The 26345-nt window shown below is 63.3% G+C and carries 14 protein-coding genes; 7 read left to right on the top strand and 7 right to left on the bottom strand.

Going from position 1 to position 26345, the window contains the following annotated elements; all coding sequences use genetic code 11:
• Positions 1-30 precede the first annotated feature (30 nt).
• From ACOYXG_RS18135 to ACOYXG_RS18150, 4 genes are read left to right on the top strand one after another with little or no spacing between them, the layout of a single operon-like run.
• Positions 31-960: a metal ABC transporter substrate-binding protein gene (locus ACOYXG_RS18135; RefSeq protein ID WP_027613391.1), complete on the top strand. Its 930-nt coding sequence runs from the start codon at positions 31-33 to the stop codon at positions 958-960.
• Complete coding sequence (locus tag ACOYXG_RS18140) at positions 957-1805, top strand: metal ABC transporter ATP-binding protein (RefSeq protein ID WP_460353214.1); 849 nt, start codon at positions 957-959, stop codon at positions 1803-1805. The genes ACOYXG_RS18135 and ACOYXG_RS18140 overlap by 4 nt, the downstream gene beginning before the upstream one ends.
• Complete coding sequence (locus ACOYXG_RS18145) at positions 1805-2704, top strand: metal ABC transporter permease (protein WP_003226663.1); 900 nt, start codon at positions 1805-1807, stop codon at positions 2702-2704. The genes ACOYXG_RS18140 and ACOYXG_RS18145 overlap by 1 nt, the downstream gene beginning before the upstream one ends.
• Positions 2705-3610 (top strand): metal ABC transporter substrate-binding protein, encoded by a 906-nt coding sequence (locus tag ACOYXG_RS18150; protein ID WP_460353217.1) that lies wholly within the window; start codon positions 2705-2707, stop codon positions 3608-3610.
• 185 nt (positions 3611-3795) lie between these two features.
• On the opposite strand, the gene ACOYXG_RS18155 is transcribed toward ACOYXG_RS18150, so the two are convergent.
• From ACOYXG_RS18155 to ACOYXG_RS18175, 5 genes are all read right to left on the bottom strand, one after another.
• Complete coding sequence (locus tag ACOYXG_RS18155; RefSeq protein ID WP_183785470.1) at positions 3796-4020, bottom strand: MbtH family protein; 225 nt, start codon at positions 4018-4020, stop codon at positions 3796-3798.
• Positions 4021-4103: 83 nt separating this feature from the next.
• Positions 4104-5516 (bottom strand): aspartate aminotransferase family protein, encoded by a 1413-nt coding sequence (locus ACOYXG_RS18160; RefSeq protein WP_103368485.1) that lies wholly within the window; start codon positions 5514-5516, stop codon positions 4104-4106.
• A 143-nt stretch (positions 5517-5659) separates the two neighbouring features.
• On the bottom strand, positions 5660-6145 hold the full coding sequence (locus ACOYXG_RS18165; RefSeq protein WP_460353220.1) for a GNAT family N-acetyltransferase: 486 nt from the start codon (positions 6143-6145) through the stop codon (positions 5660-5662).
• Positions 6146-6362: 217 nt separating this feature from the next.
• A complete protein-coding gene (locus ACOYXG_RS18170) occupies positions 6363-7685 on the bottom strand; it encodes an ATP-binding protein (RefSeq protein ID WP_097088264.1) in 1323 nt (440 codons plus the stop codon).
• Positions 7685-8365: a response regulator gene (locus ACOYXG_RS18175; RefSeq protein WP_007969056.1), complete on the bottom strand. Its 681-nt coding sequence runs from the start codon at positions 8363-8365 to the stop codon at positions 7685-7687. The genes ACOYXG_RS18170 and ACOYXG_RS18175 overlap by 1 nt, the downstream gene beginning before the upstream one ends.
• Positions 8366-8518: 153 nt before the next feature.
• Between ACOYXG_RS18175 and dsbD the strand changes: the two genes are divergently transcribed.
• Genes dsbD through dsbG form a run of 3 tightly spaced genes read left to right on the top strand, consistent with a single transcriptional unit; the run spans position 8519 to position 11868 of the window.
• The gene (gene dsbD / locus ACOYXG_RS18180) at positions 8519-10252 is read left to right on the top strand and encodes a protein-disulfide reductase DsbD (protein ID WP_460353224.1); all 1734 of its coding nucleotides are present in this window, start codon (positions 8519-8521) and stop codon (positions 10250-10252) included.
• Positions 10253-11122: a TlpA disulfide reductase family protein gene (locus ACOYXG_RS18185; protein ID WP_027613398.1), complete on the top strand. Its 870-nt coding sequence runs from the start codon at positions 10253-10255 to the stop codon at positions 11120-11122. It abuts the gene before it with no gap.
• Complete coding sequence (dsbG, locus tag ACOYXG_RS18190; RefSeq protein ID WP_027613399.1) at positions 11098-11868, top strand: thiol:disulfide interchange protein DsbG; 771 nt, start codon at positions 11098-11100, stop codon at positions 11866-11868. The genes ACOYXG_RS18185 and dsbG overlap by 25 nt, the downstream gene beginning before the upstream one ends.
• Positions 11869-11981: 113 nt before the next feature.
• On the opposite strand, the gene ACOYXG_RS18195 is transcribed toward dsbG, so the two are convergent.
• Together ACOYXG_RS18195 and ACOYXG_RS18200 are read right to left on the bottom strand one after the other, a co-directional pair.
• Entirely contained in the window at positions 11982-12797 is an 816-nt protein-coding gene (locus ACOYXG_RS18195; RefSeq protein ID WP_027613400.1) for an alpha/beta fold hydrolase, read from the bottom strand.
• A 190-nt stretch (positions 12798-12987) separates the two neighbouring features.
• Positions 12988-25986, bottom strand: a complete 12999-nt coding sequence (locus ACOYXG_RS18200) for a non-ribosomal peptide synthetase (RefSeq protein ID WP_460353228.1) — start codon at positions 25984-25986, stop codon at positions 12988-12990.
• Positions 25987-26345 lie beyond the last annotated feature (359 nt).

Below are 26345 nucleotides of genomic sequence, written 5' to 3' on the forward strand. Positions count from 1 at the left end.
CGCCTTCACCCGAGAGAAGACCGCTTGCCCATGCTTATTTCCCTGACTCGCCGTCCCCTCCTGCGCACCCTGCTGTTAGGCCTGTGCGCGTGCCTGCTGAGCCCGCTGGCCAGCGCCGATCCGGGCAAACGCCTGCGCATCGGCATCACCCTGCACCCGTATTACAGCTATGTGGCGAATATCGTCGGCGACAAGGCCGAGGTGGTGCCGCTGATTCCCGCCGGCTTCAACCCGCACGCCTACGAGCCACGCGCTGAAGACATCAAACGCATCAGCGGTCTGGATGTGATCGTGCTCAACGGGGTCGGTCATGACGACTTCGCCGACCGCATGATCGCCGCCAGCGAAACGCCGAACATCAAGACCATCGAAGCCAACGAAAACGTGCCGCTGCTGGCGGCCACCGGTACCGCTGCGCGCGGCGCCGGCAAAGTGGTCAACCCGCACACCTTCCTGTCGATCAGCGCCTCGATTGCCCAGGTCAACAACATCGCCCGCGAGCTGGGCAAACTCGACCCGGACAACGCCAGGACCTACACCCAGAACGCCCGCGCCTACGGCAAACGCCTGCGGCAGATGCGCGCCGATGCGCTGGCCAAACTGACTCAGGCAGCGAACGCCGAACTGCGTGTGGCCACGGTGCATGCGGCCTACGACTATCTGCTGCGCGAATTCGGCCTGGAAGTGACGGCCGTGGTCGAACCGGCCCACGGCATCGAACCGAGCCCAAGCCAGTTGAAAAAGACCATCGACCAACTGCGCGAACTCGACGTGAAGGTGATCTTCTCGGAGATGGATTTTCCCTCGACCTACGTCGAAACCATCCAGCGTGAGTCCGGGGTGAAGCTGTACCCGCTGTCGCACATTTCCTATGGCGAATACAGCGCCGACAAGTACGAAAAGGAAATGACCGGCAACCTCGACACCGTGGTGCGGGCGATTCAGGAGTCCGGGGCATGACAGCAAAAGAATCCCTCTCAGATGACTCCACCTCCCCTGTAGGAGTGAGCCTGCTCGCGAAAGCGTCCGGCCAGTCAACCACATCGTTGAATGACACACCGCTATCGCGAGCAGGCTCACTCCTACAGAGGGTAAGCGGGCCGACTCTGGATTTTGCGGAGGTCAGCCTGACGCTCGGTCGCACGACAATCCTCGACAACGTGACCTTCCAGGTTCAGCCCGGTCACGTCCACGCCCTGGTCGGCCCCAACGGCGGTGGCAAGAGTTCGCTGATCAAGACCTTGCTCGGGCAAATGCCGCATCAGGGTCAACTGAGCCTGCACTGGCCCGGCCAACCCGGCACCATCGGCTACGTGCCGCAGGCGTTGGAGTTCGATCGTGGCCTGCCGATGACCGTCGACGATTTCATGGCCGCCATGTGCCAGCGCCGCCCGGCGTTTCTCGGCCTGAGCAAGCATTACGCCAAGGCCATCGGCGAGGCGCTGGAACGGGTCGGCATGCAGGACAAGCGGAAGCGGCGCATGGGCGCGTTGTCCGGTGGCGAACGGCAGCGCGTGTTGCTCGCTCAAGGCTTGATCCCGGCTCCGCAATTGCTGGTGCTGGATGAGCCGATGTCGGCCCTCGACGAAGCCGGGATCCAGGTGTTCGAACGCCTGCTCGGCGACTGGCGCGCCGCTGGCATCACCGTGCTGTGGATCGAGCACGATCTGGAAGCGGTCAAGCGTCTGGCCGACCGGGTCACCGGTCTCAACCGCCGCGTGCTATTCGACGCCACGCCGCAACAGGCACTGACCCCGGAACGTCTGCTGAGTCTGTTTTCCACCCATCCACGGAGCGCGGTCTGATGAGTTACGAAGCCTTTCGTTTGATGGTTCAGGGCTGGGCGTCGTCCGGGTACCTGCCGGAAGCGCTGGCCTACGGCTTTGTGGTCAACGCATTGCTCGCCGGCCTGTTGATCGGTCCGGTGCTCGGTGGCCTCGGCACGCTGGTGGTGGTCAAGCGCTTTGCGTTTTTCTCCGAAGCGGTCGGGCACGCGGCGCTGACCGGCGTGGCCATCGGCATTCTGCTCGGCGAACCCTACACCGGGCCGTACGGCAGCCTGTTCGGTTACTGCCTGTTGTTCGGCATCCTGCTCAACTACCTGCGCAACCGCACCGGCCTGGCGCCCGACACCCTGATCGGCGTGTTTCTCTCGGTGTCGCTGGCGCTTGGCGCGAGCCTGCTGTTGATTCTGGCGGGCAAGATCAACGTGCACATTCTGGAGAACGTGCTGTTCGGTTCGGTGCTCACCGTCAATGGCAACGACCTGCTGGTGCTGGCCATCGTCGGTTCGCTGGTCATGGCCCTGGCACTGCCTTTGTACAACCGGATCATGCTCGCCAGTTTCAACCCGCAACTGGCGGCGGTGCGCGGCGTCGCGGTGAAGACTCTGGATTACCTGTTCGTGATTCTAGTGACGCTGATCACCGTCGCGGCGGTGAAGGTCATCGGCGCGATTCTGGTCGGCGCGTTGCTGGTGATTCCGGCGGCGGCCGCGCGTTTGCTCAGCCAGTCGCTCAAGGGCTTCTTCTGGTGCTCGGTGCTGATTGCTACCGTCAGCACGCTGTGCGGGATTCTCGCGCCGATCGTCTTCGATCTGCCAATCCCGTCCGGCGCCGCGATCATCCTGGTCGCCGGCATCGCCTTCGCCCTCGCCGCCATTGCGCGCGGGGTTGTCCCGAGTCTGAAAGGGAACCTTGGATAAATGATCTTCTCACTGCGAAAACTGACCCTGGCCATGGCCCTGTGCGGCGTGGTCGGCAGCCCGTTGCTGGCGGCTGAAAACCCTCAATCGCTGCGCGTACTGGCCTCGTTGCCCATCACCTACGGCCTCGGCGAAGTGCTGCTCAAAGGCACCGACGTCAGCCTGGAACGCGCGGCCCCGGCGAATCTGCCGGGCAGCCGTCAGACCGCATACTTCACCGGTCGCGGCGCTCCGGCGCTGGGCAAACTGGCGAGCAATGCCGACGCGGTGATCGGCGTGCGCTCGCTGTGGGCCGATGATCCGCTGTACCCGATCGCGCGGCGCAGCAACATTCGCATTGTCGAAGTCGACGCGGCGCGCCCGGTGGATGGCGCCCTGCCGGGGATCGCCGTGCAACCGGGGCTGAAGGTCGATGGCTTGAACAGTCAGCCATGGCTGGCGAGCAACAACATGGGGCGCATGGCTGATGTGATCGCGGCAGACCTGGTGCGTCTGGCGCCGTCGGCCAAACCGAAGATCGAGGCCAATCTGGCGGCGCTGAAACAGCGCCTGCTCAAGCTCAGTGCCGACAGCGAAGCGCGCCTGGCCGAGGCTGAAAACCTGAGCGTGATGAGCCTCAGCGATCACTTCGGTTACCTGATCGGCAGCCTGAATCTGGAGCTGATCGGCCAGGACGCGCGAGCAGATGCCGAGTGGACAGCCGAAGATCTGAAGAAGCTCACGGCGACGCTGAAGGACAACGACGTGGCGCTGGTGCTGCATCATCGTCAGCCGTCGGAAGCGGTGAAAGCGGCGATTGCCGAGTCGGGGAGTCGACTGCTGGTGTTGAGCACCGATGCGGCGGACCCGGTGGCGGAGCTGGAGGGGAATGTGGATTTGTTGCTCAAGGGCTTGAGCGGAGCGTAGTTTCAGTAACACCGCGTTATCGTTCTTCGCGAGCAAGCCCGCTCCCACAGGGGAGTTGTGTGCACCACAGATCCAATGTGGGAGCGGGCTTGCTCGCGAAGAGGCCCGCCAGAACAACACCATTGCCAGCCATGAAAAAACCCGCTGCCTGTCACCAGTCCAGCGGGTTTGTTTTGTCTGTCGGATTACTGAGCAGCCGTTTGCCCTTCCATCTTCTGGCGCAGGCTCAGCGGACGCATGTCGGTCCAGACTTCTTCGATGTAGGCCAGGCATTCCTTCTTCAGGCCGCTCTTGCCTACGGTGCGCCAGCCTTCCGGCACGGCTTTGTAATCCGGCCAGATCGAGTATTGCTCTTCGTGGTTGACCACGACCTGAAAGAGGATGTCCTCGCGGTCGAATACTGACGTCATGCTGGTTCTCCATCGTTGTAAGGGTGGGCTGCACCTGGGGTGCAGCCGGGTATGTAGAAAGAACGTTCGGCGCTGCGAAAAATTTACACAGCGGCGGTGGCAGCGGCCAAGGCCCGGCCGAAGATCTCGGCGACGCGGTCGATTTCGGCAGCGGTGATCACCAGCGGCGGCAGGAAGCGCACCACCGCACCATGCCGGCCGCCCAGTTCGAGAATCAGTCCGCGCTTGAGGCATTCACGCTGCACCAGCGGTGCCAGACGCGCGAACGCGGGTGGGTGACCGAGCGCATCCGGCGCGCCGTTGGGGTCAACCAGTTCGACGCCGAGCATCAAGCCACGACCACGAATGTCGCCCAGTTGCGGGAAGTCGCGTTGCAGGATGCGCAGGTGTTCGCTCAGGCGTTCGCCCATCGCCGCAGCGTGTTCGCAGACCTTGTGCTCAAGCAGATAACGCATCACCGCGGAACCGGCAGCCATCGCCATCTGATTGCCACGGAAGGTGCCGGCGTGGGCACCCGGTTGCCAGGTGTCGAGCCAGTCGCGATAGACCACCACCGCCAGCGGCAGGCTGCCGCCGATAGCCTTGGACAACACCACCACGTCCGGGACGATATCGGCGTGTTCGAAGGCAAACATCTTGCCGGTACGCGCGAAACCGCTCTGGATCTCGTCGACGATCAGCGCCACCCCGGCCTTTTCGGTGATCCGACGCAAGCCGCGCAGCCACTCGATATCGGCCGGGATCACCCCGCCCTCGCCCTGCACCGCTTCGACAATCACCGCTGCCGGCAACTGCACGCCGGCCTCAGGATCATTAAGCAGGTTTTCCAGGTAACTCAGGTTGGCTTTGACCCCGGCCGCGCCGCCGAGACCGAATGGGCAACGGTAGTCGTAAGGGAACGGCATGAATTGCACACCGTTGCTGAGCAAGGCGCCCAGCGGCTTTTTCGGCCCCAGGCTGCCCATCAGACTCAAGGCGCCCTGGCTCATGCCGTGATAACCGCCGGAGAACGACAGCACGGTGCTGCGCCCGGTGGCGGTGCGCACCAGTTTCAACGCGGCTTCCACCGCATCGGTACCGGTCGGGCCGCAGAACTGGATTTTCGCTTCGGCCGCCAGTGCTGGCGGGAGTAAACCGAACAGGTCCTGGACGAACTGATCCTTCACTGGCGTGGTCAGGTCGAGGGTGTGCAGCGGCAGCTCATCGGCCAGCACTTGCTGGATCGCCTCGATCACCACCGGATGGTTGTGCCCCAACGCCAGAGTCCCGGCACCGGCCAGGCAATCGATGAAGGTGCGACCTTCGACATCTTCGACGTACAGGCCCTTGGCGCGCTTGAGGGCCAGCGGAATGCGTCGCGGATAACTGCGGGCATTGGATTCCTGCTGGCTCTGCCGGGCCAGCAGTGGTGATTCGTTGAACTGATACAGGGTTTCCACCGGCGCGGAGCTGATCCGGGCCGACGACTCTTCGATAAGGCTGGTGGCGACTGACATCTCTCGACCCCTCAATACGCTATGGATAGTGACCAAAACAGCACACCGCACAGGTGCGCGTTCCGGTCGCGGGGCGCACATGCAGGTTTTCCTGTTCTGGAAACGCTTAAGCGGGGCGAGGATTTAGACCCTTGATCGAGATGTCAGCCAGGCAATGGCAACAGCTTGTGCAGCGTAACGCGGTGCAAGCCCTGATCGCTGGCGCGTGGCACTGCATCGCAGTAGCCCAGATGCCGATAAAAAGCCGCGCCGCTACGGGTGCTGGCGATGCGCGCCTGCGGCACACCCCGAATCCGCAGCCAGCCTTCAAGGTCGGCCATCAGGGCGCGCCCTGCGCCACGGCGAAACCATTCCGGCTGCACATGACAAAAGCCTATCTCACCGCTGGCCGTGGCCATGCCGACACCCACCGGTTTGTCCTGCAACAAGGCGATATTCAGGTAGCAATGCGCGTCGGCAAGGTGCGCGCTGATGACGTCGGCAGATTGTCGGCCGATCCAGCGGCTGACCAGTTGCGGATCGTTGCGGTGTTCGAGCGCACAACCGACGCGAATCGATCGCTCGATGATGCGACTGATGATGCCGGCGTCGGCAGGTTTCGCCGGGCAGATGCAGATCGATGCTTCCATGGCGCGTTCCCTCAATCCATTGAGTCAGAGCAGCCCCGACCTTAACGCCGAGGCTGGCGAATCACCAACGCAGAGACGTTACATTTGATGTGCCACACCACAAATCCCCTAATGTGGGAGCGGGCTTGCTCGCGAAGGCGGCGTGCCAGTCAGCAACCTGTCGACTGACCGGACGCCTTCGCGAGCAAGCCCGCTCCCACAGGGGATTTTTGCTGGTTCAGACAGGTTGCAGCGGCATGGTCAACTCGACGCGCAAGCCATCCGGCCGGCTGTCGAAATGCAGGGTGCAGGCGCAGCGCTGGACGATGGCTTGCACGATGGCCAGGCCCAGTCCGCAGCCGGTGCTCTGGCCGTTGCGCCAGAAGCGTTGGGTCAGGTGCTGCAGATCTTCCGCCGCAATCCCCGGGCCGTGGTCGCGCACCACAAAACGGGCGCGCTGGCCGACCGTTTCCAGGCTCAGCTCCACCTCAGCATCCGCCGGGGTATGGCGCAGGGCGTTGTCGAGCAGATTGCGCAACGCGGCAATCGACAGCACCGCCGGCATTTGCACGGGCGCACTGGAGAGCTGCCTGGGCAATTGCAGCTTGATGCGCTGACGCTCGCCGCCGGCCGCATCCTGCATCGCAAGTTTCGCCACCTGTTCGGCGCTGCACTGCACGCCGTCATCGAACGACAGACTGCCCTCGACCCGCGCCAGCAACAGCAGTTGCTCCAGGGTGCGGTGCATGCGGTCGGCGCCCTCCTCGGCCCGGGCCAGCGACTGATCACGGGCACTGCCTTCGGTCATGCGTGCCACTTGCAGGTGGGTCTTGATCGCCGTCAACGGGCTGCGCAGTTCGTGGGCGGCATCACCGGTCAGGCGGCGTTCACGCTCGATGGTCTTGCCGATGCGCTGGAACAGCTGGTTCTGCGTATCGAGCAACGGTTTCAGTTCGCTGGGAAATGATTGCAATTGCAGCGGCTCAAGCGAGTCGGCATTACGTCGCATCAGTGCTTCGCGCAGCCGATTGAGCGGCGCCAGCCCCTGGCCGATGCCCAGCCACAACAGGCACAGGCAACCGAGCAACGCCACGCCCACCGGCACCGAGGCCGCCAGCAGGATCGACATGTTCAGCGCTTCGCGTTCGATCTGCCGATCGGCCGTGGTGATCCGCACGTCCCCCCGCGCGAGAGTGAAACTGCGCCACGGCGCGCCATCGATCATCTGATCGTGGAAGCCCATTTTTTCCGCTTCCAGGGTTTGCTCGGGACTGCTGTGACTACGGGCCAGAATTTCCCCGCGCAACGAACTGACCTGACAGGCCATGCCGCCGGGAATGTTCAATTGTTCGGCACTGAAATGGGTGCCCTCGCCCTTGCTCGGCAGCGCCGGCAGTTGCTCCAGCAGCCCGGCGACCATGCGCGCCGAGGCTACCAGCCGCTGGTCGAGGGAAAACATCATTTGATTGCGCAAGTCGCTGAGCATCCAGGCCGCAGCCAGCGCCCAGATCAGGGCGAACGCGGCGCCGAGGGTCAGACTCAGGCGCAGACGCAGACTCATCACTTCTGTTGTTCTCCACCATCGGCCGGCCCGAGGCGATAGCCCAGACCGCGCACGGTTTCGACGATACCCTTGCCGAGTTTGCTGCGCAGGTGATGGATGTGCACGTTGAGGGCGTTGCTCTCCAACTCGTCATTGAAACCGTACACGCTGTCCTTCAACTGCTCGGTGGACAGCACTCGGCCACGGTTGTGCAGCAGCGCCTGCAACAGCGATTGCTCGCGGCGCGACAAGTCCACCGGTTGCCCGGCCAACGTGGTTTCGCGGCTGCTTGGATCGTAGGTCAGTGCGCCGTGTTCGATCAGGTTGACGCTGCGCCCGGCGACCCGGCGCAGCAGGGTTTGCAGGCGCGCGAACAATTCACGCAGATCGAAGGGTTTGAGCAGGTAATCGTCAGCCCCGGCCTGCAAGCCATCGACCCGGTCGGTCACCGAGTCGCGTGCGGTCAGGATCAGCACCGGAATTTCCAGGCCCTGCTGACGTAGTTGTTGCAGCAACTTGAGGCCATCTTCGTCGGGCAGGCCGAGATCGAGCACCATCACGTCGAATTCGGCAACTTTGAGCATCGCTCGCGCTTTCGAGGCGGTGTTGACGTGCTCGACCGTCAGGCCCTGCGCCGTGAGACCGGCAACGATACCGCTGGCGATCAGTTCATCGTCTTCGCAAACCAGTACGTGCATGATCCGTCCCGTAGAAAAAAGCCGATTAGGCCGTTGGCCGATTAAGCTGACATTATGGCGCCCAACGCCACAGCGACAAGGGCGTGACGGTTAATCATCGGTTAATCGCCATCCACCATTGTGCCCACACTTGCACAGGGACAAGGCTCCTCCATGCGTCATTTTTTTCTTTTGTTTGTACTGCTGATCTCCGGCCTGGCCCAGGCGGGAAACAACCCATTCGAGACCAAACCGGAGTTTCTGCCGGTCGACAAAGCCTTCGTGCTCACCTCCGAACGCCTTGAGTCCGGGGAAACCCAGCTGTTCTGGCAAATCACCGACGGCTATTACCTGTACCAGAAACGCCTGAAATTCGACGGTTTGACGGCCGAGCAGCAGCCTGTGCTGCCCGAGGGCGAGTCGCACAGTGACGAGTTCTTCGGTGAACAACCGGTGTATCGCCAAGGGCTGGAGGTGAAAGTCCCGGCCTCGGCCAGCGGTCAGATCAAGGTCAGTTACCAGGGCTGCGCCGATGCCGGCCTGTGTTATCCGCCGCAGACCCGGGTCATCGATCTGGGTGGCGAAGCGACGCCAACGACCAGCACTGAAGCACCGGATCAGGCCCTGGCCAGCAGCCTGCAACAACGGGCGCTGGGCTGGAGCCTGCTGGTGTTCTTCGGCCTCGGTCTGTTGCTGGCGTTTACCCCGTGTTCGTTGCCGATGCTGCCGATTTTGGCGGGCATGATTGTCGGCAGCGGTGCAACCCCACGCCGTGGTTTCGCCCTGGCCAGCAGCTATGTGATCTGCATGGCGCTGGTGTATGCAGCGATGGGGGTGATCGCTGCGCTGCTCGGCGCCAACCTGCAGGCGTGGCTGCAAAATCCATGGCTGCTCGGTGCATTTGCAGCAGTGTTCGTGGTGCTGGCGCTACCGATGTTTGGCTTCTTCGAATTGCAATTGCCGGTGGCCCTGCGTGACCGCCTCGAACACGCTTCGCGCAGTCGCAGCGGCGGCAGCCTGATTGGCGCCGGGGTGCTCGGCGCGTTGTCCGGTCTGCTGGTCGGTCCGTGCATGACCGCACCACTGGCCGGCGCTTTGCTGTACATCGCGCAGAGCGGCAATGCGCTGCACGGTGGCTTGATTCTGTTTGCGCTGGGCATCGGTATCGGGGTGCCGCTATTGCTGTTGGTGACCGTCGGCAATCGCTTCCTGCCAAAGCCTGGCGCGTGGATGAACCTGCTCAAGGGCATCTTTGGTTTCCTGTTCCTCGCGACCGCGTTGCTGATGTTGCGCCCGGTGCTGGACTCGTCACTGTGGCTGGGCCTGTGTGGCGCGCTGCTGCTGATCGCGGCGTTCTGTGCCTGGAAGCAATCGGACGGCTTCGGCCGGGTCGCCCAAGTGTTCGGCGCCAGTTCGTTGCTGCTCGGTCTGTGGGGCAGCCTGTTGCTGATCGGTGCCGCCGGTGGCAGTGACGACCCGTATCAACCGCTGCAGGTGTACAGCGCCGGCCGAGTCGCTAGCACCACGCCGAGCGGGCATGACGCGTTCACCACGATCAAGGATCCGGCCGCCCTGCAGCGCGAACTGGATAGCGCCAAGGCTCAAGGCCAGTGGGTGCTGCTCGATTACTACGCCGACTGGTGCGTGTCGTGCAAAGTCATGGAAAAACAGGTGTTCGGCAAGGACAAGGTCATGCAGGCACTCAGCGATGTGCGCCTGCTGCGCCTCGACGTCACTGCCGATAATGCCGCCAGCCGCGAGCTGCTCGGCCGCTACAAAGTCCCGGGGCCACCAAGTTTTGTCTGGATCGGCACCGACGGCGAAGAACGACGCAGCCAGCGCATCACCGGTGAGGTGGATGCCGAGACGTTCCTGCAACGCTGGACCACCACCCGAGACGCCAATTAAATGCTGACGTTCACCCTCGGCACCTTTGCCATCGCGCTTAACCACCTGCTGCTGATCAGTGCCCTGGCGCTGGCGACCTTTGTCGGCTGGCGGGTGGCCAAGCGTGGCGGCGATAACCCCGAGTCGGCGCTGTTCAGCCTGTTTCTGCTGGGCATGCTCGCGGCGCGCGTGGCGTTTGTCGCCCTGTATTGGGGCCACTATCGCAACGATCCGTGGCAGATCATCGACCTGCGCGATGGTGGATTCCTCGCCTGGCCGGGGGTGATCGTGCTGCTGCTCACCGCTCTCTATCGCGGCTGGCGCCGCCCGGGCCTGCGTCGGCCATTGGGTTTTGGCGTGGCCAGCGGCGTGCTGTTCTGGTTGTTGGCGACCCTGTCACTGAACATCTACGAACAAGGCACGCGCCTGCCGGAAATCACCCTGCGCAACGCCGCCGGGGAGACCATCCAGCTCAGCGACTATCAGGGCGGACCATTGGTGATCAACCTCTGGGCAACCTGGTGCCCGCCCTGCCGGCGCGAGATGCCGGTGCTGGAAAACGCTCAACAACAACGCCCGGACCTGACCTTTCTGTTCGTCAATCAGGCCGAAAGCATGCAAAGCGTTGCCACCTTCCTCGAAACCCAGGGCCTGAGCCTGAACAACGTGCTGTTCGACCGCAGCGGTCGACTGGGTCAGGCCGTGGGCTCCATGGCGTTGCCGACTACGCTGTTCTATAGCCCTGACGGTCGCTTGCTGAGCAGTCATCTGGGCGAACTGTCGAACGCCAGCCTGGCCCGCGCCCTGGAAAATTTCGACATCCCGAATCCAACCGCCGCACCGGCCACCTCTGCAAGGAAACTGCCATGCCCCGCCTCCGCCACCTGCTGACGCTGACTCTGGGCACTGCCCTGCTGCACCTGCCGTCGGTGCAGGCCGCCGAAGAATTGCCCGCCGCGATCAAGCAGATCGAGGCCAAGGGCGCAAAAATCGTCGGCCAGTTCGACGCCCCGGACGGCTTGCGCGGTTATGCGGCGCAGTACCAGAACCGTGGCATGGCGCTGTACCTGACGCCGGACGGGAAACACGTGTTGCTCGGCAACCTGTACGACGCCGACGGCAAGGATCTGAGCAGCGAGCCGTTGCAGAAACTGGTCTATGCGCCGATGGCCAAGGAAATCTGGGGCAAGTTCGAAGCCAGCAACTGGATTCAGGACGGCAACAAGGACGCGCCGCGCACCGTGTACCTGTTCAGCGATCCCAACTGTCCGTACTGCAACATGTTCTGGGAACAGGCGCGACCATGGGTCAAGGCCGGCAAGGTGCAGCTGCGGCACATCATGGTCGGGATCATCCGCGAAGACAGCCCGGCGAAATCCGCCGCGCTGCTGGCGGCGAAAGATCCGGCCAAGGCCCTGGAAGATCACGAAAAGGCCGGCAAGGCCAGCACCCTGAAGCCGTTGAAAGACATTCCAAAAGCGGTGCAGACCAAACTGGCCGCCAACATGCAGTTGATGGAAGACCTGGAACTGCAGGCGACGCCGGCGATTTTCTACATGGATGACAAGGGTGAGCTGCAACAGCAGCAAGGCGCGCCTTCGCCGGAGAAACTGGCGAAAATTCTCGGGCCAAAGTGAGTCCGGCTTCTTTATTGCCTGATCGGGCCTCTTCGCGAGCAAGCCCGCTCCCACAGGGATCACCGCGGTCACTGTGGGAGCGGGCTTGCTCGCGAAAAGAACGATGACACGGTTTAGCGGTTGCGCTCAGCCAAAAAAGTAAACAACACCTCGCTCACAAACTGCGGATTCTCCAGGCTGGAAATATGCCCCGCCTCCGGCACCAGCACCCACGGGCAACCGATCAATTCAGCCATTTCCTGTGCCTCCGACGGCGGTCGCGGTTTGTCCTGATCGCCGCACAGCACCAGGGTGGTCGCGGCATTCAGTTCGCCCAGGCGCGGCAACAGATCATCACGACTGAAGGTGATACGCCCCATCGGCACGATGCTTTCGCGCAGGCGATCCGCGGTGTAGGCCGCCAGTTTGGCGCGGAAGTCCTGATACAGCGCCGACTGCGGATCGATGCCCGGGCGGAAGAAGATCGGCACCACGATGTCGAGCAACTGAGGCGCAATCTCGCCGCTTTCCTCGATTTGCTTGAACAGCGAGAAATAGTACTGACGGGTTGGCTCAGGCTCGACGCCGACGTAGGTGTCGAGCAGTACCAGACCGTTGATCCGCTGCGGTGCCGACAACGCCAGACGCACGCCCCACATGCCGCCGACTGACAGCCCCGCCAGCGTTATCTGCTCGATCTGCAGGTGGTCGAGCAAGGCCTCGACCTGCCGCGCGATGTCATCCAGCGAGGTGGTGCCTTGCGGCAAGCGCCCGGATTCGCCGTGGCCCCACAGGTCCAGCGCAATCACCCGGTAGTGCGGCGACAGCGCAGCGATCTGCGGCGCCCACATGGCCGTGTCCCACAGATAACTGCCCGCCAGCAACACGGCCGGGCCGGTGCCTTGATCAATGTAGTGCAGCGCTTGTCCGTCAACCGTGAAGAAAGGCATCGACCACCCCCGCGACAAAAAAGAGAACCGGCAGACTGAGCTGCCGGTTGTTGATCGTCAACCGTGTAAATGTCTGAAAATGTGCCGCCCCAATCGCGAGCAGGCTCGCTCCCACAGGGGATCTGTGATCGACACAAAACCCATGTGGGAGCGAGCCTGCTCGCGAAGGGGCCGGTACAGACGCCGAAGATTACAAGCCCTCCAGCTCCGCCATCAGATCATTCAAGCGATCCACTTTATCCTCGGTCATGTCACTCGCCGCCAGGCCTTCGATGTACTCGGCCAGTTCCTGCACCGTGCTGCACTCGAACATCGCCCGCAGCGGCACATCGCGTTGCAGGGTTTTCTGCACCCGCGAGGCGATCTGCGTAGCCAGCAACGAATGCCCGCCCAACTCGAAGAAGTTGTCGCGCACACCGACCTTGTCGACCTTGAGCACTTCGGCCCAGATGTCGGCCAGGGTCTGCTCCAGTTCGTTGCGCGGGGCCAGGTAGTCCTGGCTCTGCAACTGACCGATCTCCAGCGCCGGCAGGGCCTTGCGGTCGAGTTTGCCGTTGGTGTTGTGCGGCAGTTGATCCAGCCACAACCAGTGCAGCGGCACCATGTATTCCGGCAGTTCGCTGCGCAGGCGTTGCTTGATCCGCTCCAGACGTTCGCTCGGGTTGAGCGCCGAATCCGCCGCGACCAGATAGCCGACCAGATGTTTGCCATTCACGCCTTCCTGCACGCCGACCGCCGCATCGCGGACTTCCGGCTGTTCATGCAGACGCGCCTCGATTTCACCCAGTTCGATCCGGTAACCGCGAATCTTCACCTGATGGTCGACCCGGCCGACGTACTCCAGCACCCCGTCACTGCGCCGCCGCGCGAGGTCACCGGTGCGATACAGACGCTCGCCCGGCGCGCCGAACGGGTTGGGCACAAATACCGGCGCGGTGCGCAGCGGATCGCTGACGTAACCGCGACCGACACCGGTCCCGGCCACGCACAACTCACCCACCGCGCCCAACGGCACCAGTTCCAGCGCGCCATCGACCAGGTACAGCAAGTTGTTGTCGGTCGGCGTACCGATCGGCAGATAGCTGCCGCGAGTCGAAGCCATGTCCACACGGAAGAACGCCACGTCATCGGAGCATTCCGCCGGGCCGTAAGCGTTGACCAGACCGATCTGCGGATAACGCAGCAGCCATTGGTGCGCGAGTTCCGGCGGCATTGCTTCACCGGTCGGCAGCATCCAGCGCAGACCGTCGAGACTCAGGCGTTCCGAGGCGAGCATGCCCTGAATCAGCGAAGGAACGCTCTCCAGCACGGTGATGCCCTGCGCTTGCACATGCACCAGCAAGCCCTGCGGATCGTGAGCGATAGTGTTCGGCACAATGTCCACCCGCGCCCCGAACAGCGGCGCGGCGAGGAACTGCCAGACCGAAATATCGAAGCTTTGCGAAGCGGTCTGCGCGATCACGTCGGCGTCCGTCAGTTGCAGGTACGGCACCTTGCTCAACTGGTTGTTGAGCATGCCGCGCTGCTCGACCATCACGCCTTTCGGCAACCCGGTCGAACCCGAGGTGTAGATCACGTAGGCCAGGTTGTCTGGGCCACTGTAGATTCCCGGGTTGTGCAGCGATGTCGCCAGCGCCTGCACTTCTTCCCAGACCAACAGCCGTGGACGGTTGGCGCAGCTGAACTCATCGAGCAAAGTCTGCGCCTGTTGGCGGCAGGCTTCGCTGCACACCAGCACTGGCGTGCGGCTCAGCTCGATGATCCGCTGCAGACGCTGGCTCGGCAGGCCCGGATCCAGCGGCAGGTAACCGGCACCGGCCTTGAAGCTGCCGATGATCATCCCCAAAAGATCCAGATTACGTTCGGCCAGCAACGCTACCGGTTGATCCAACTGCACCCCGGCGGCGACCAGTGCTTGGCCGAGGCGGTTGGCGTTGAGGTTGAGCTCGGCATAGCTCAGTTGCTGATCAAGGCAAGTGGCGGCGATGCGCTGCGGATGCGCCGCGACCTGCGCTTCGAACAGCGCCACGTAGCTCTGCTCCAGAGGATAATCGTGCGCGCTCTGGTTGCAGCCGTGCAGCAGGAAGTCCTGCTCCTCGGCCCCCAGCAGCGGCAAATCAGCCATGTCACCGTGGAAGCCATCGACCAATGCCAGCAGCAGGCGCTTGAACTCACCGAGCATGCGCTCGATGGTCGATTCGTCGAAGTAGCGCTGGTCATAGGACAGATGCAGGCCGAGGTCATCGCCCGGGTAGCACACCGCCGTCAGCGGGAAGTTGGTGTGGGTACGACCAGAGTCCGACGTAGCGTTGAGGCTCTGTGCACGGTCCAGCACCGAGACTTCCACCGGCGCGTTCTCGAACACGAACAGACTGTCGAACAGCGGTTGGCCTTTCGGCAATTCGCTCTGCTCCTGGATGTTCACCAGCGGCAGGTATTCGTACTCGCGCAGTTGCATGTTGCTGTCGAGCAAAGCGCTCAGCCACTGCCGCACACTGCTGCGCTGATCGTCCTCAGGCATTTTCACCCGCAGCGCAATGCTGTTGATGAACAGACCGACGGTGCGTTGCATCTCCGGCATTTCCACCGGGCGCCCGGCCACGGTGACGCCGAACAGCACGTCGCGATCACCGCTCAGACGGCGCAGCACCAGTGCCCACGCCGCTTGGGCGAAGGTGTTGATGGTCAGTTGATGGGCCTGGGCCAGCTCGCGCAGACGGGCGCCGTCCTCGACATTCAGTCGCGTGTAGCGGTCGCCAACGATCATGCCGCCGCTTTCGCCCGCGTGTTCGCGCAGGAACGGTCGGTCGCTCGGGATCGGTGTGGTGCGCTCGAAACCTTGCAGGTTCTGCTGCCACCACTGACGCGCCTCGGCCAGGCTCTGGCGTTGCAGCCAGCCGATGTAGTCGCGGTAACGCGGCGGCACCGACAACTGTGCTTCGCGACCTTCACCGAGGGCGGTGTAAATCTCGAAGAAATCGTTCATCAGCAGCGAACGGCACCAGGCATCGATGAGGATGTGGTGGTTACTCATCATGAACCAGTAACGCGCCGTGCCGACCTTGATCAGGCGCAGGTGGAACGGTGCCTGATTGAGCAGATCGAACCCGGCCTCACGCTCGCTTTTCAGCAGCGCTTGCAGCTTCGGTTCTTGCTCGTCCTCGGCGATGGCGCTCCAGTCCAGGTACTCGATCGGCGTACGACCCGGGGTGTGGATCACTTGCAGCATGTCCTCGCCGACGTTCCAGCAGAACGATGCACGCAGCGCTTCATGACGGGCGACCACCGCTTGCCAGGCCTGGGCGAAACGCTCGGGATCGAGCTCGCTGTTGATCCGGTAGCGATCCTGCATGTAGTACAGACCGGTGCCCGGTTCGAGCAAGGTGTGCAGCAGCATGCCTTCCTGCATCGGCGTCAGCGGGTAGACGTCTTCGATGTGCGCCGCTGGCACCGGCAGTGCATCGAGTTGCGCCTGGGTCAGTTTCGCCAGCGGGAAGTCCGACGGCGTCAGGCCACCGGCCGTGTCTTGCAGGCAATGTTCGATCAGGCTTTGCAGCTCACCGAGGTAAGCGTCGGCCAGATCGTTGATGGTTTGCGCCTCGTAGCGCTCGGCACTGAAAGTCCAGCGCAGCAGCAGTTCGCCGCCGTACACCTGACTGTCGATGCTCAATTCGTTGGGCAACGGCGCCTGCGGATCGTGGGCCGCACCGGCCGGCTCGTCCAGCGGACGGAACAGCGCATCGCTGGCGAAACTCTGATCGAACTGGCCGAGGTAGTTGAAGGTCACCGGAGCATTCGGCAACGCCGCCATGCTGCGCTGACTGAGGTCATCGGCCAGATAACGCAACACGCCATAACCGAGGCCTTTGTGCGGTACCGCGCGCAGTTGCTCCTTGATCGCCTTGATCGAAGCGCCCTGCCCGGCGGCCTCTTCGATGTTGTGCGGGGTCAGGCGTAATGGATAGGCGCTGGTGAACCAGCCGACGGTGCGGGTCAGGTCGATCTCGTCGAACAGGGTTTCGCGGCCGTGGCCTTCCAGTTGAATCAATGCCGACGGCTGACCGCTCCAGCGGCACAAGACGCGGGCCAGCGCGGTCAGCAGCAGATCGTTGACCTGTGTGCGGTAGGCCCGCGGCGCCTGTTGCAGCAGTTGTTGGGTACGCTCGGCATCCAGGCGCACGCTGACGGTTTGCGCGTGACGATTCTGTTGTCCGCCCTGCGGGTTTTCGCACGACAGATCGGCCTTCGATCCGGCCAGTTGGGTTTGCCACCAGTTCAGTTCTTCACGCAGTGATTCGCTGCCGGCGTAGGCCTGCAAACGTGCCGCCCAGTCCTTGAAGGCACTGGTTTTTGCCGGCAGTTTTACCGACTGCTCGGCCTCGAGTTGGCGATACACGGTTTGCAGATCGTCGAGCAAAACGCGCCACGACACACCGTCGACGACCAAGTGATGGATCGCAATAAACAAGCGTTGCTGACCCTGCGGCCCATCCACCAGCAAGGCGCGCAGCAGCGGGCCGTTTTGCAGATCGAGACTGCGCTGGGCATCGGCGAACAGTGCTGCGCACTGGTCCATCGCCGCCACCCGCACTTGCCACAACACCTCGGCGTCGGACACCGGTTGATGCGTTGCCTGCCATTGATCGTTGGCCTGAGTGAAGCGCAAACGCAGGGCGTCGTGCTGTTCGATCACTGCCAGCAGCGCCTGCTCCAGACGATGCGGTTCCAGCGCCACTGTCGGTTCCAGCAGCAACGCCTGGTTCCAGTGTTGACGCTCAGGAATATCAGTGTCGAAGAACCAGTGTTGAATCGGCGTCATCGCCGACTCACCGAGCACCAGTCCCTGCTCGGCAGTGACTTGCTCGCTGCGGCTGGCGACAGCGGCGAGGGTCTGCACCGTCTGATGCTGGAACAGATCCCGTGGACTGAAATGAATGCCCTGCTGCCGCGCCCGGCTGACCACTTGAATCGACAGAATCGAGTCGCCACCAAGTTCAAAGAAGTTGTCGTTGAGCCCGACCTGCTCGACGTTGAGCACCTCGCACCAGATCTGTGCCAGGGTCTGCTCCAACTCGCTGCTCGGGGCGACGTAGTGCTGACGATTCAGCTCGGGATCCGGTGCCGGCAAGGCGCGGCGGTCGAGTTTGCCGTTGGCGGTCAGCGGCATGCTCGCCAGCAGGATCAGGTGCGTCGGCACCATGTAGTCCGGCAATTGCGCCTTGAGGTGCGACTTCAGTGCTTCACGCAGTTCGGCCTGTTGCGCTTCGCCCTGCTCGGCAACTTCGCTGACCAGGTAGCCCACCAGTTGCTTGCCGCTCGGCGCATCCAGCGCCAGCACCACCGCTTCACGGATCGAAGCGTGATCGAGCAGACGGGTTTCGATCTCGCCCAGCTCGATGCGGAAACCACGGATTTTCACCTGATGGTCGATCCGCCCCAGATACTCCACCAACCCATCGGCACGCTGGCGCACCAGATCGCCGGTGCGGTACATACGCCCGCCATCGGCGGCAAACGGATCAGCCACGAAGCGCTCAGAGCTGATGCCCGGACGGTCGTGATACCCCTGCGCCAGACCGGCGCCGCCGACGAACAATTCACCGGTCGCGCCTTGCGGCACCAACGCCAGATCGGCATCGAGAATGTACGCCACGCGGTCACCGATCACGCTGCCGATCGGCACGCTGCCGGCGCCCTCTTCCAGCAGGTCTGGCGCCAGACTGGCCAGTGGCATGACCACGGTTTCGGTCGGGCCATAGGCGTTGAAGAACAGACTCGGTTTGAACGCGGCGCGAATCCGTTGCAGGTGTTCGCCGGTCAGCGCTTCGCCGCCGGTGATGATCATCCGCACCGGCAGAACCTGGTTTTGCGTGGCGAGGAACTGCGCCAGCTGGCTGCCGTAGCTCGGGGTGAAGCCGAGCACATTGATCCGGTGGGTGCGGATCAACCCGCAGATTTCTTCCGCATCCCACTGCCCTTGCGCTCGCAGCACCACCTGCGCGCCGCTGAGCAACGGCACCAGCAGACGCTCGGTGGCGGCGTCGAAGTTGATCGAATAGAAGTGCAGCTCGCAGTCGTCGGGGCGCATGCCGAAACGTTCGATCACGGCCTGGCAATGCATGGCGATTTCACCGTGGGACACCACCACGCCTTTCGGCTTGCCGGTCGAACCCGAGGTGTAAATCAGATAGGCCTGATGCTGCGGCAGGCTGATAAAGGGCAGCTCAGTGGCCGGGTAATCCACCAGCGCCGCGCTGTCATCTTCCAGGCACCAGCGCGCCACGCTCGACGGCAAATCGCCGAGGGCGTTGAACATCGCGCGGTCACTGAGCAGCAGACCGATGCGGCTGTCTTCGATCATGTAGTGCAGGCGATCGAGCGGGTATTCCGGGTCCAGCGGCACATAGGCGCCGCCGGCCTTGAGGATCGCCAGCAGGCCGACGACCATTTCCAGCGAGCGCTCCAGCGCCAGACCGACCCGCACTTGCGGGCCTACACCACGCTCGCGCAAGGCCCAGGCCAAGCGATTGGCGCGGGCGTCGAGTTCGGCGTAGCTCAGCGTCTGTCCGGCGAAAGTCAAGGCCGGGGCATCTTTGCGCGCCAGCGCCTGCTCGGCGAACAGATGATGGATGCATTGATCGAGACGACGTTCGCCCGGTTCGACACCGAGGCTGTCGAGCAGCTGCTGTTGTTCAGTCGGGTCGAGCAGCGGCAAGTGGCTCAGACGCTGTTGCGGATCGGCGATCAACGCTTCCAGCAGGTTGCGCCAATGCTGGGCCATGCGTGCGATGGTCGGTTCATCGAACAGATCGGTGCTGTAGGTCAGGCAGCAACCGAGGCGATGGTCGAGGTCGGTGACTTCCAGGTTGAGGTCGAACTTGGTCGCCCGCGCATCGTTGGCCAGATACTCGACGGTCATCCCGGCGAGCATGCGGCTCTGCTGGAACTCCCAGCGCTGCACGTTGCACATCACCTGGAACAGCGGGTTGTACGCCGCGCTGCGCGGCGGTTGCAGCGCTTCGACCAGATGATCGAACGGCAGGTCCTGATGCGACTGGCCTTCGATAACGGTGTGGCGCACTTGCTCGAACAGTTCGCCGACCGACATCTGGCCGTCGAGCCGGCAACGCAGCACCTGGGTATTGAGGAATGCGCCGATCAGCCCTTCGCTTTCCGGACGAATCCGGTTGGCCACCGGCGCGCCGATGCGCAGGTCGGTCTGGCCGCTGTAGCGGTAGAGCAAGGTGGCGAGCGCAGCGGTCATGGTCATGAACAGGGTCAGACCGTTTTGCGCATTGAACGCACGGACGCGGGCGGCGAGATCGTCGCTCAGATCGAAACGGAACAGTTCGCCCTGATGGCTTTGCACCGGTGGCCGCGGACGGTCGCCGGGCAGTTCCAGCAACGGATGTTCGCGACCGAGTTGCGCGGTCCAGTAGTCGAGCTGGCGCTGACGCTCACCGGACTCCAGCCACTGCCGCTGCCAGACGCTGTAATCGAGGTACTGCACCGGCAACGCTTCAAGCGGCGAATCGCGCTCATCGACGAACGCTTCGTACAGCGCGCTGAGTTCGCGGGCAAAAATATCCATCGCCCAGCCTTCGGTGACGATGTGGTGCAGGGTCAGCACGAAGTAATGCTCGTGCTCGGCGGTCTTCACCAGACAGGCGCGCAGCAACGGGCCGCTTTCCAGGTCGAACGGCAGATGCGCTTCGTCATCGGCCAGTTGCTGGACGTTCTGTTCACGCTGGTCAGCCGGCAGTTTCGAGAAGTCCTTCCAGCCCATGCGCACGCCGGTCTCGGCATGCACCTGCTGACGGGCCACGCCATCGACGCTCGGGAACGTGGTACGCAAGGTTTCGTGGCGCAGGATCAACGCCTGCAAGGCTGCCTCGAAATGCTCGACGTGCAACACGCCGCGCAGGCGCGCCATGCCGCCGACGTTGTACGCCGGGCTGTCCGGCTCCATCTGCCAGAGGAACCACATGCGCTGTTGCGAGTATGACAACGGCACCGGTTTGCTGCGATCGACTTTGGCAATCGGCGGCTGTTGGTTGGTCTGGCCGCTGGCCTGGATCAGGCGGATCTGCTCGGCAAAATCGCCGAGTTCACTGTGCTCGAACAAGGCGCGCAACGGCAGTTCGACGTCACAGGCCTGACGGCTGCGCGAGATGATTTGCGTGGCCAGCAACGAGTGTCCGCCGAGGGCGAAGAAGTCGTCGCGCAGACCGATCCGTGGCAGACCCAGCACTTCACGCCAGATCGCGGCGATCTGTTGTTCCAGCTCGGTGGCCGGTTCGACGTGCTCACGCACTTGCCACTGTGGCTCCGGCAAGGCGCGACGGTCGAGCTTGCCGCTCGGGCTCAGGGGCATTACGTCCAGGCGCATCAGTTGCGCCGGGACCATGTATTCCGGCAGTTCGCCGGCCAGCGCAGTTTTCAGATGGGCGATCTGCGCGTGCTGATCTTCGCTGGCATCGACAGCGGTGAAGTAGCCGATCAGTTGCGCGCCGGCTGCGGTGTCGCGCACCAGCACCACGGCCTGGGCGACGCTGTTTTGCGCCAGCAGCCGCGCTTCGATTTCTTCCGGTTCAACGCGGAAACCACGCAGTTTGACCTGCTGATCGAGGCGCCCGAGGTATTCGATCACGCCGTCCGAGGTCCAGCGTGCACGGTCACCGGTGCGGTACAAACGTGCGCCCTGCTCGCCCAACGGGTCGACCACAAAGCGCTCGGCCGTCAGCGCCGGGCGACCGAGGTAACCCCGGGCCAGACCGATGCCGCTGATGCACAGTTCACCCGGCACACCGGCCGGCACGGGATTGAGATCGGCGTCGAGCACGCGGCAGATCACGTTGCCCAGCGGCCGGCCAATTGGCGAACGCTCGCCGTCGGCCGTGGTGCAGTGCCAGTGGGTGACGTTGATCGCGGTTTCGGTCGGGCCGTAACGGTTGTGCAGTTGCACCGCCGGCAGCTGCGCCAGCACGCGGTTGCGCAGTTCCGCCGGCAGCGCTTCACCGCCGGAGAACAATCGGCGCAGGCTGGTGCATTCGGCGCTCAGCGGCTCGTCGATGAACAGCGCGAGCAGCGGCGGCACGAAGTGCAGCGTGGTCACGCCATATTCTTGAACCAGTTGCGCGATGCGATGCGGATCACGGTGCTCACCAGGGCCGGCGATCAGCAGACGCGCGCCAGTGATCAGCGGCCAGAAGCACTCCCACACCGACACGTCGAAACTGATCGGCGCCTTTTGCATCAGCACGTCGCTGTCGTTCAGGCGATAGCTGTTCTGCATCCACTGCAACCGTTCGGCCAATGCAGCGTGGGTGTTGCCGACACCCTTCGGTTGACCAGTGGAGCCGGAGGTGTAAATCACATAGGCGAGGTTGTCGCCGTGCAGGTGCAGACCCGGTGCCTGACTCGGCCAGTTTTCCAGGTGCAACGCGTCCATGGCGATCACGCTGACGCCGTCGCTGGCCGGCAGACGGTCGAGCAATGCGGTCTGGGTCAGTAGCAGTTCGACGCCGCTGTCGCTGAGCATGTAAGCCAAGCGCTCGGCCGGATAATCCGGATCCAGCGGCACATAGGCGCCACCGGCCTTGATGATCGCCAGCAGGCCGATCAGCAGTTGCGGCGAACGCTCGGCGGCAATCGCCACGCACACGTCCGGGCCGACACCTTTGTCGCGCAGGTAGTGCGCGAGGCGGTTGGCCTGGGCGTGCAATTCGGCGAAGTCGAGACTGCCGCCGTCCCACACCAGCGCGGTGCGTTCCGGGGTTCGCCGCGCCTGTTCGTTGAGCAGCTCCGGCAGCCATTGCTGCGCCGGGGTGCACGGGGCGACGCTCCACGCTTGTTGCTGTTCCTGCTCGCACGGAGTCAGCAATGGCAGGTCGCCGATCGCCTGTTGCGGTTGTTCGCAGACGGCGCGCAGCAGGTTGCTGAAGTGTTCGGCCAGACGCTCGATGGTCGCCGCGTCGAACAGTTCATCGGCGTAGTCGAAGGACAAGGTCAGGCGTCCGTTGCGATCTTCTTCGCTGTGCAGTTGCAGGTCGAACTTGGCCTCGCGGCTGTGCCACGGCAGCTCTTCGGCGAGCAGGCCCGGCAGGCGCTTGAGCGCACTCAAGTCGCGTTGCTGGTGGTTGAACATGACCTGGAACAGTCCCTGCTCGCGGGCCTGCGGGAACGCTTCGAGCAGTTGTTCGAACGGCAGATCCTGATGGGCCTGCGCACCCAGTGCAGTCTCGCGGGTCTGCGCCAGCAACTCGACAAACGACAGCCGCGAATCAACCTCGGCACGCAGCACCTGAGTGTTGATGAAGAAGCCGATCAGACCCTGGGTTTCGAGGCGCGGACGGTTGGCGTTGGGGATGCCGATGCGGATATCGCGCTGACCGCTGTAGCGGTGCAGCAGGCTCTGGAACGCCGAGAGCAACAGCATGAACGGCGTCGATTGATGCGCCTGCGCGGTCTGCTTGATCGCGTCGCTGAGGCTGACACCGAGGCGCACGCTGTGGCGCGCGGCGCTGTGCAATTGTCTGGCCGAGCGCGGATGGTCGGTGGCCAGTTCCAGCACCGGATGTTCATCGCCCAGTTGCGCTTTCCAGTACGCCAGTTGTCGCTCGCCCTCGCCTTGCGCCAGCCATTGACGCTGCCAACTGCCGTAGTCGGCATATTGAGTAGGCAGCGGCGCGAGTTCTGCGCGCTGGCCTTGGGATGCCGCAGCGTACAGGCGCGAGAATTCGTCGAGCAGCACGTTCAGCGACCAGCCGTCGGCGATGATGTGATGCAGGGTCACCAGAAGCTGATGATCTTCATCGTCGAGGCGTACGAGTGTCACCCACAGCAGCGGGCCTTTTTCCAAGTCGAATTGAGTGCGCGCCTCGTCCTCGCGGATCTGTTGCGCGCGGGCTTCACGCTCGTGCGCCGGCAAGCCGCTGATGTCGATCAGTTGCAGATTGAATTCAGGTGCGGCGTCGACTTGTTGCAGCGCTACGCCGTCGCGCTCGAAGAAGCGCGTGCGCAGTGACTCGTGGCGCTCAATGAGTTGCTGGAAGCTGGCGCGCAACGCGTCTTCGTCCAGCTCGCCGCGCAGACGCAGGGCGCCGGGGATGTTGTAGGCGCTGCTGTGCGGGTCGAGTTGCCAGGTGATCCACAAACGGTTTTGTGCCAGCGATTGCGGCAGTGCTTCGCTGCGCGACAAGGCGTTGATTGCACCTTGGGCGTTGCCGCCATCCTGTTGCTGCTGCGCCACGGCAGCGGCGAATGCCGACAGGGTCGGCGCTTCAAACAGCAGGCGCAGGTTCAGCTCCAGCGCCAATTCTTCGCGGACCCGGGCGATCACTTGCGTGGCGGCAATCGAGTTGCCGCCGAGCAGGAAGAAGTGATCGTCGGCGTTGACCTGTTTGAGGTTGAGTTGCTCGGCCCAGATCTTGCCAATCAGCGCTTCCAGCTCGGAAGCTGCCAGGGTCGACTCGGTACTTTGCAGCTCGGCGGAGGGGAACACCGCGTAGCTGTCGAGGCTGCCGTCGGCCAGACGATTGCGGCATGCCGAGCGTTGCAGCTTGCCGCTGGACGTCTTCGGCAGCGCGCCCGGGTTGAGCAGCACCACCACGCTTGGCGCTTCCTGATAGGCCTCGGCCACCGCTTGGCGAATAGCTTTGATCAGCGCTTCGGGCGGCAGGATTTTCTGCACGCTGCGGCTGATTTCTGCGGCGATACCAATGCCTTCTTCACCGTCTTGAGTGACCGCGAATGCCGCGACGCGACCTTTGCGCACCACCTCCACTTCGTTCTCGACGGTCTTCTCGATGTCCTGCGGATAGAGGTTGTGGCCACGCACGATCAGCATGTCTTTCAGGCGCCCGGTGATGAACAGTTCACCGTCGCGGATGAAGCCCAGATCGCCAGTGCGCAGCCAGGTGCGGCCGGCGTGCTGAACGAAGGTCTTGGCGCTGGCCTCGGGATTGCGCCAGTAGCCGTGAGCGATGCTCGGGCCGGCGGCCCAGACTTCACCGACGAGGTTGTCAGCCAGTTCGTTTAGCGTTACCGGATCGACGATTAGCACCGCATGTTCAGGCTGGCTGATGCCGCAACTCATGATCGGGCTGCCGTCGCCCGGCTCGGCGCGGTTTTGCGCCAGTGCCTGATCATCGACGCGCAGCGCAGGAATGCCGGTGCCCCGTGGTGTGCCGGCGACGAACAGGGTCGCCTCGGCCAGACCATAGGAGGCCATGAAGCTGTCTTCGCTGAAGCCGCACGGGGTGAACTTCTCGGCGAAGCGCTCAAGGGTATCGAGACGGATCGGTTCGGAGCCGGAATAGGCCACCCGCCAGCGGCTCAGGTCGAGGCGCTCCAGTGCTGATTCGCTGACCCGCTCGCTGCACAGACGGTAGGCGAAATCCGGCCCGCCGCTGATGGTGCCGCCGTATTGGCTGATCGCTTCGAGCCAGCGCAACGGGCGACCGAGGAAGTACGCAGGCGACATCAGGATGCACGGCACGCCGCTGAAAATCGGCTGCAGTAATCCGCCGATCAGACCCATGTCGTGGTACAGCGGCAGCCAGCTGACGATCACGTCGTCGGGGTTCACGTCGATGCCGAAACCGTGGCGAATCAGCAGCTCGTTGGCCACCAGATTACCGTGGCTGACCTGCACGCCTTTGGGCAGCGCGGTGGAGCCGGAGGTGTATTGCAGGAAGGCGATGTGGTCTTGCGGCAGAGCCGGTTCGACCCAGCGCTCGGCCAGGGCGTTGTCGAGGGTATCGACGCACAGCAACGGCGGCGCGCCGTCGATTTGCTGCAAGGCATCGCGCAGGTCGGCACTGGTCAGCAGCAGGCGCGGTTCGGCGTCGGCAATGATCGACAGCAAGCGTTCCTGATGATGACGACGGGCGGACTCCGGTGGATAGGCCGGCACGGCGATCACCCCGGCGTACAGGCAACCGAAAAACGCCGCGACGTAATCTGCGCCACTTGGAAACAGCAGCACCGCGCGATCGCCGAATTCAGTCTGACTCTGCAACGCGGCAGCAATAGTGCGCGCGCGTTGATCCAGTTCGCGGTAACTGAGCACCACGCCCTGCTCCTCGGTTTCGGCGAGAAAGCGCAGGGCCAGGCGATCCGGCGTCTGTGCCGCGCGGCGCTGGAGGGCTTGGACCAGAGTGCTGGGGAGTTCGAACGCGTCGGTCATGAGGTTTCCTGCCTGAATTCGGCTTGCTAAGTGGAATCGGGTTGCTGCGTCACGCCGATCGAGGGCGTGCAGGGCGCGGTCTGTGCCGACCGCGCAAGGCATCGGAATGCTGTCTGGCCGGGGCTCGGTACCCGGAACCATTCACCAATGAGAACGGATGACGTCTTGAAATAATTAGTCGGCAGGCTGGATCGCCAACGGGGGCTGGGGTGTGGCGGTGTGTCGCAGTTCTCGATTCGCACCTTTACGGAGCATTAGTTCTCTTTCTCAATTGACAATCATTATCATTCAACATAATTTGTCGCTCGATGTGTAGGACGGCCCCGTCCCCCAGGCGTCCCACTAACCTATTGGCAGCA

It is taken from the genome of Pseudomonas sp. G3-39, from assembly GCF_054790485.1.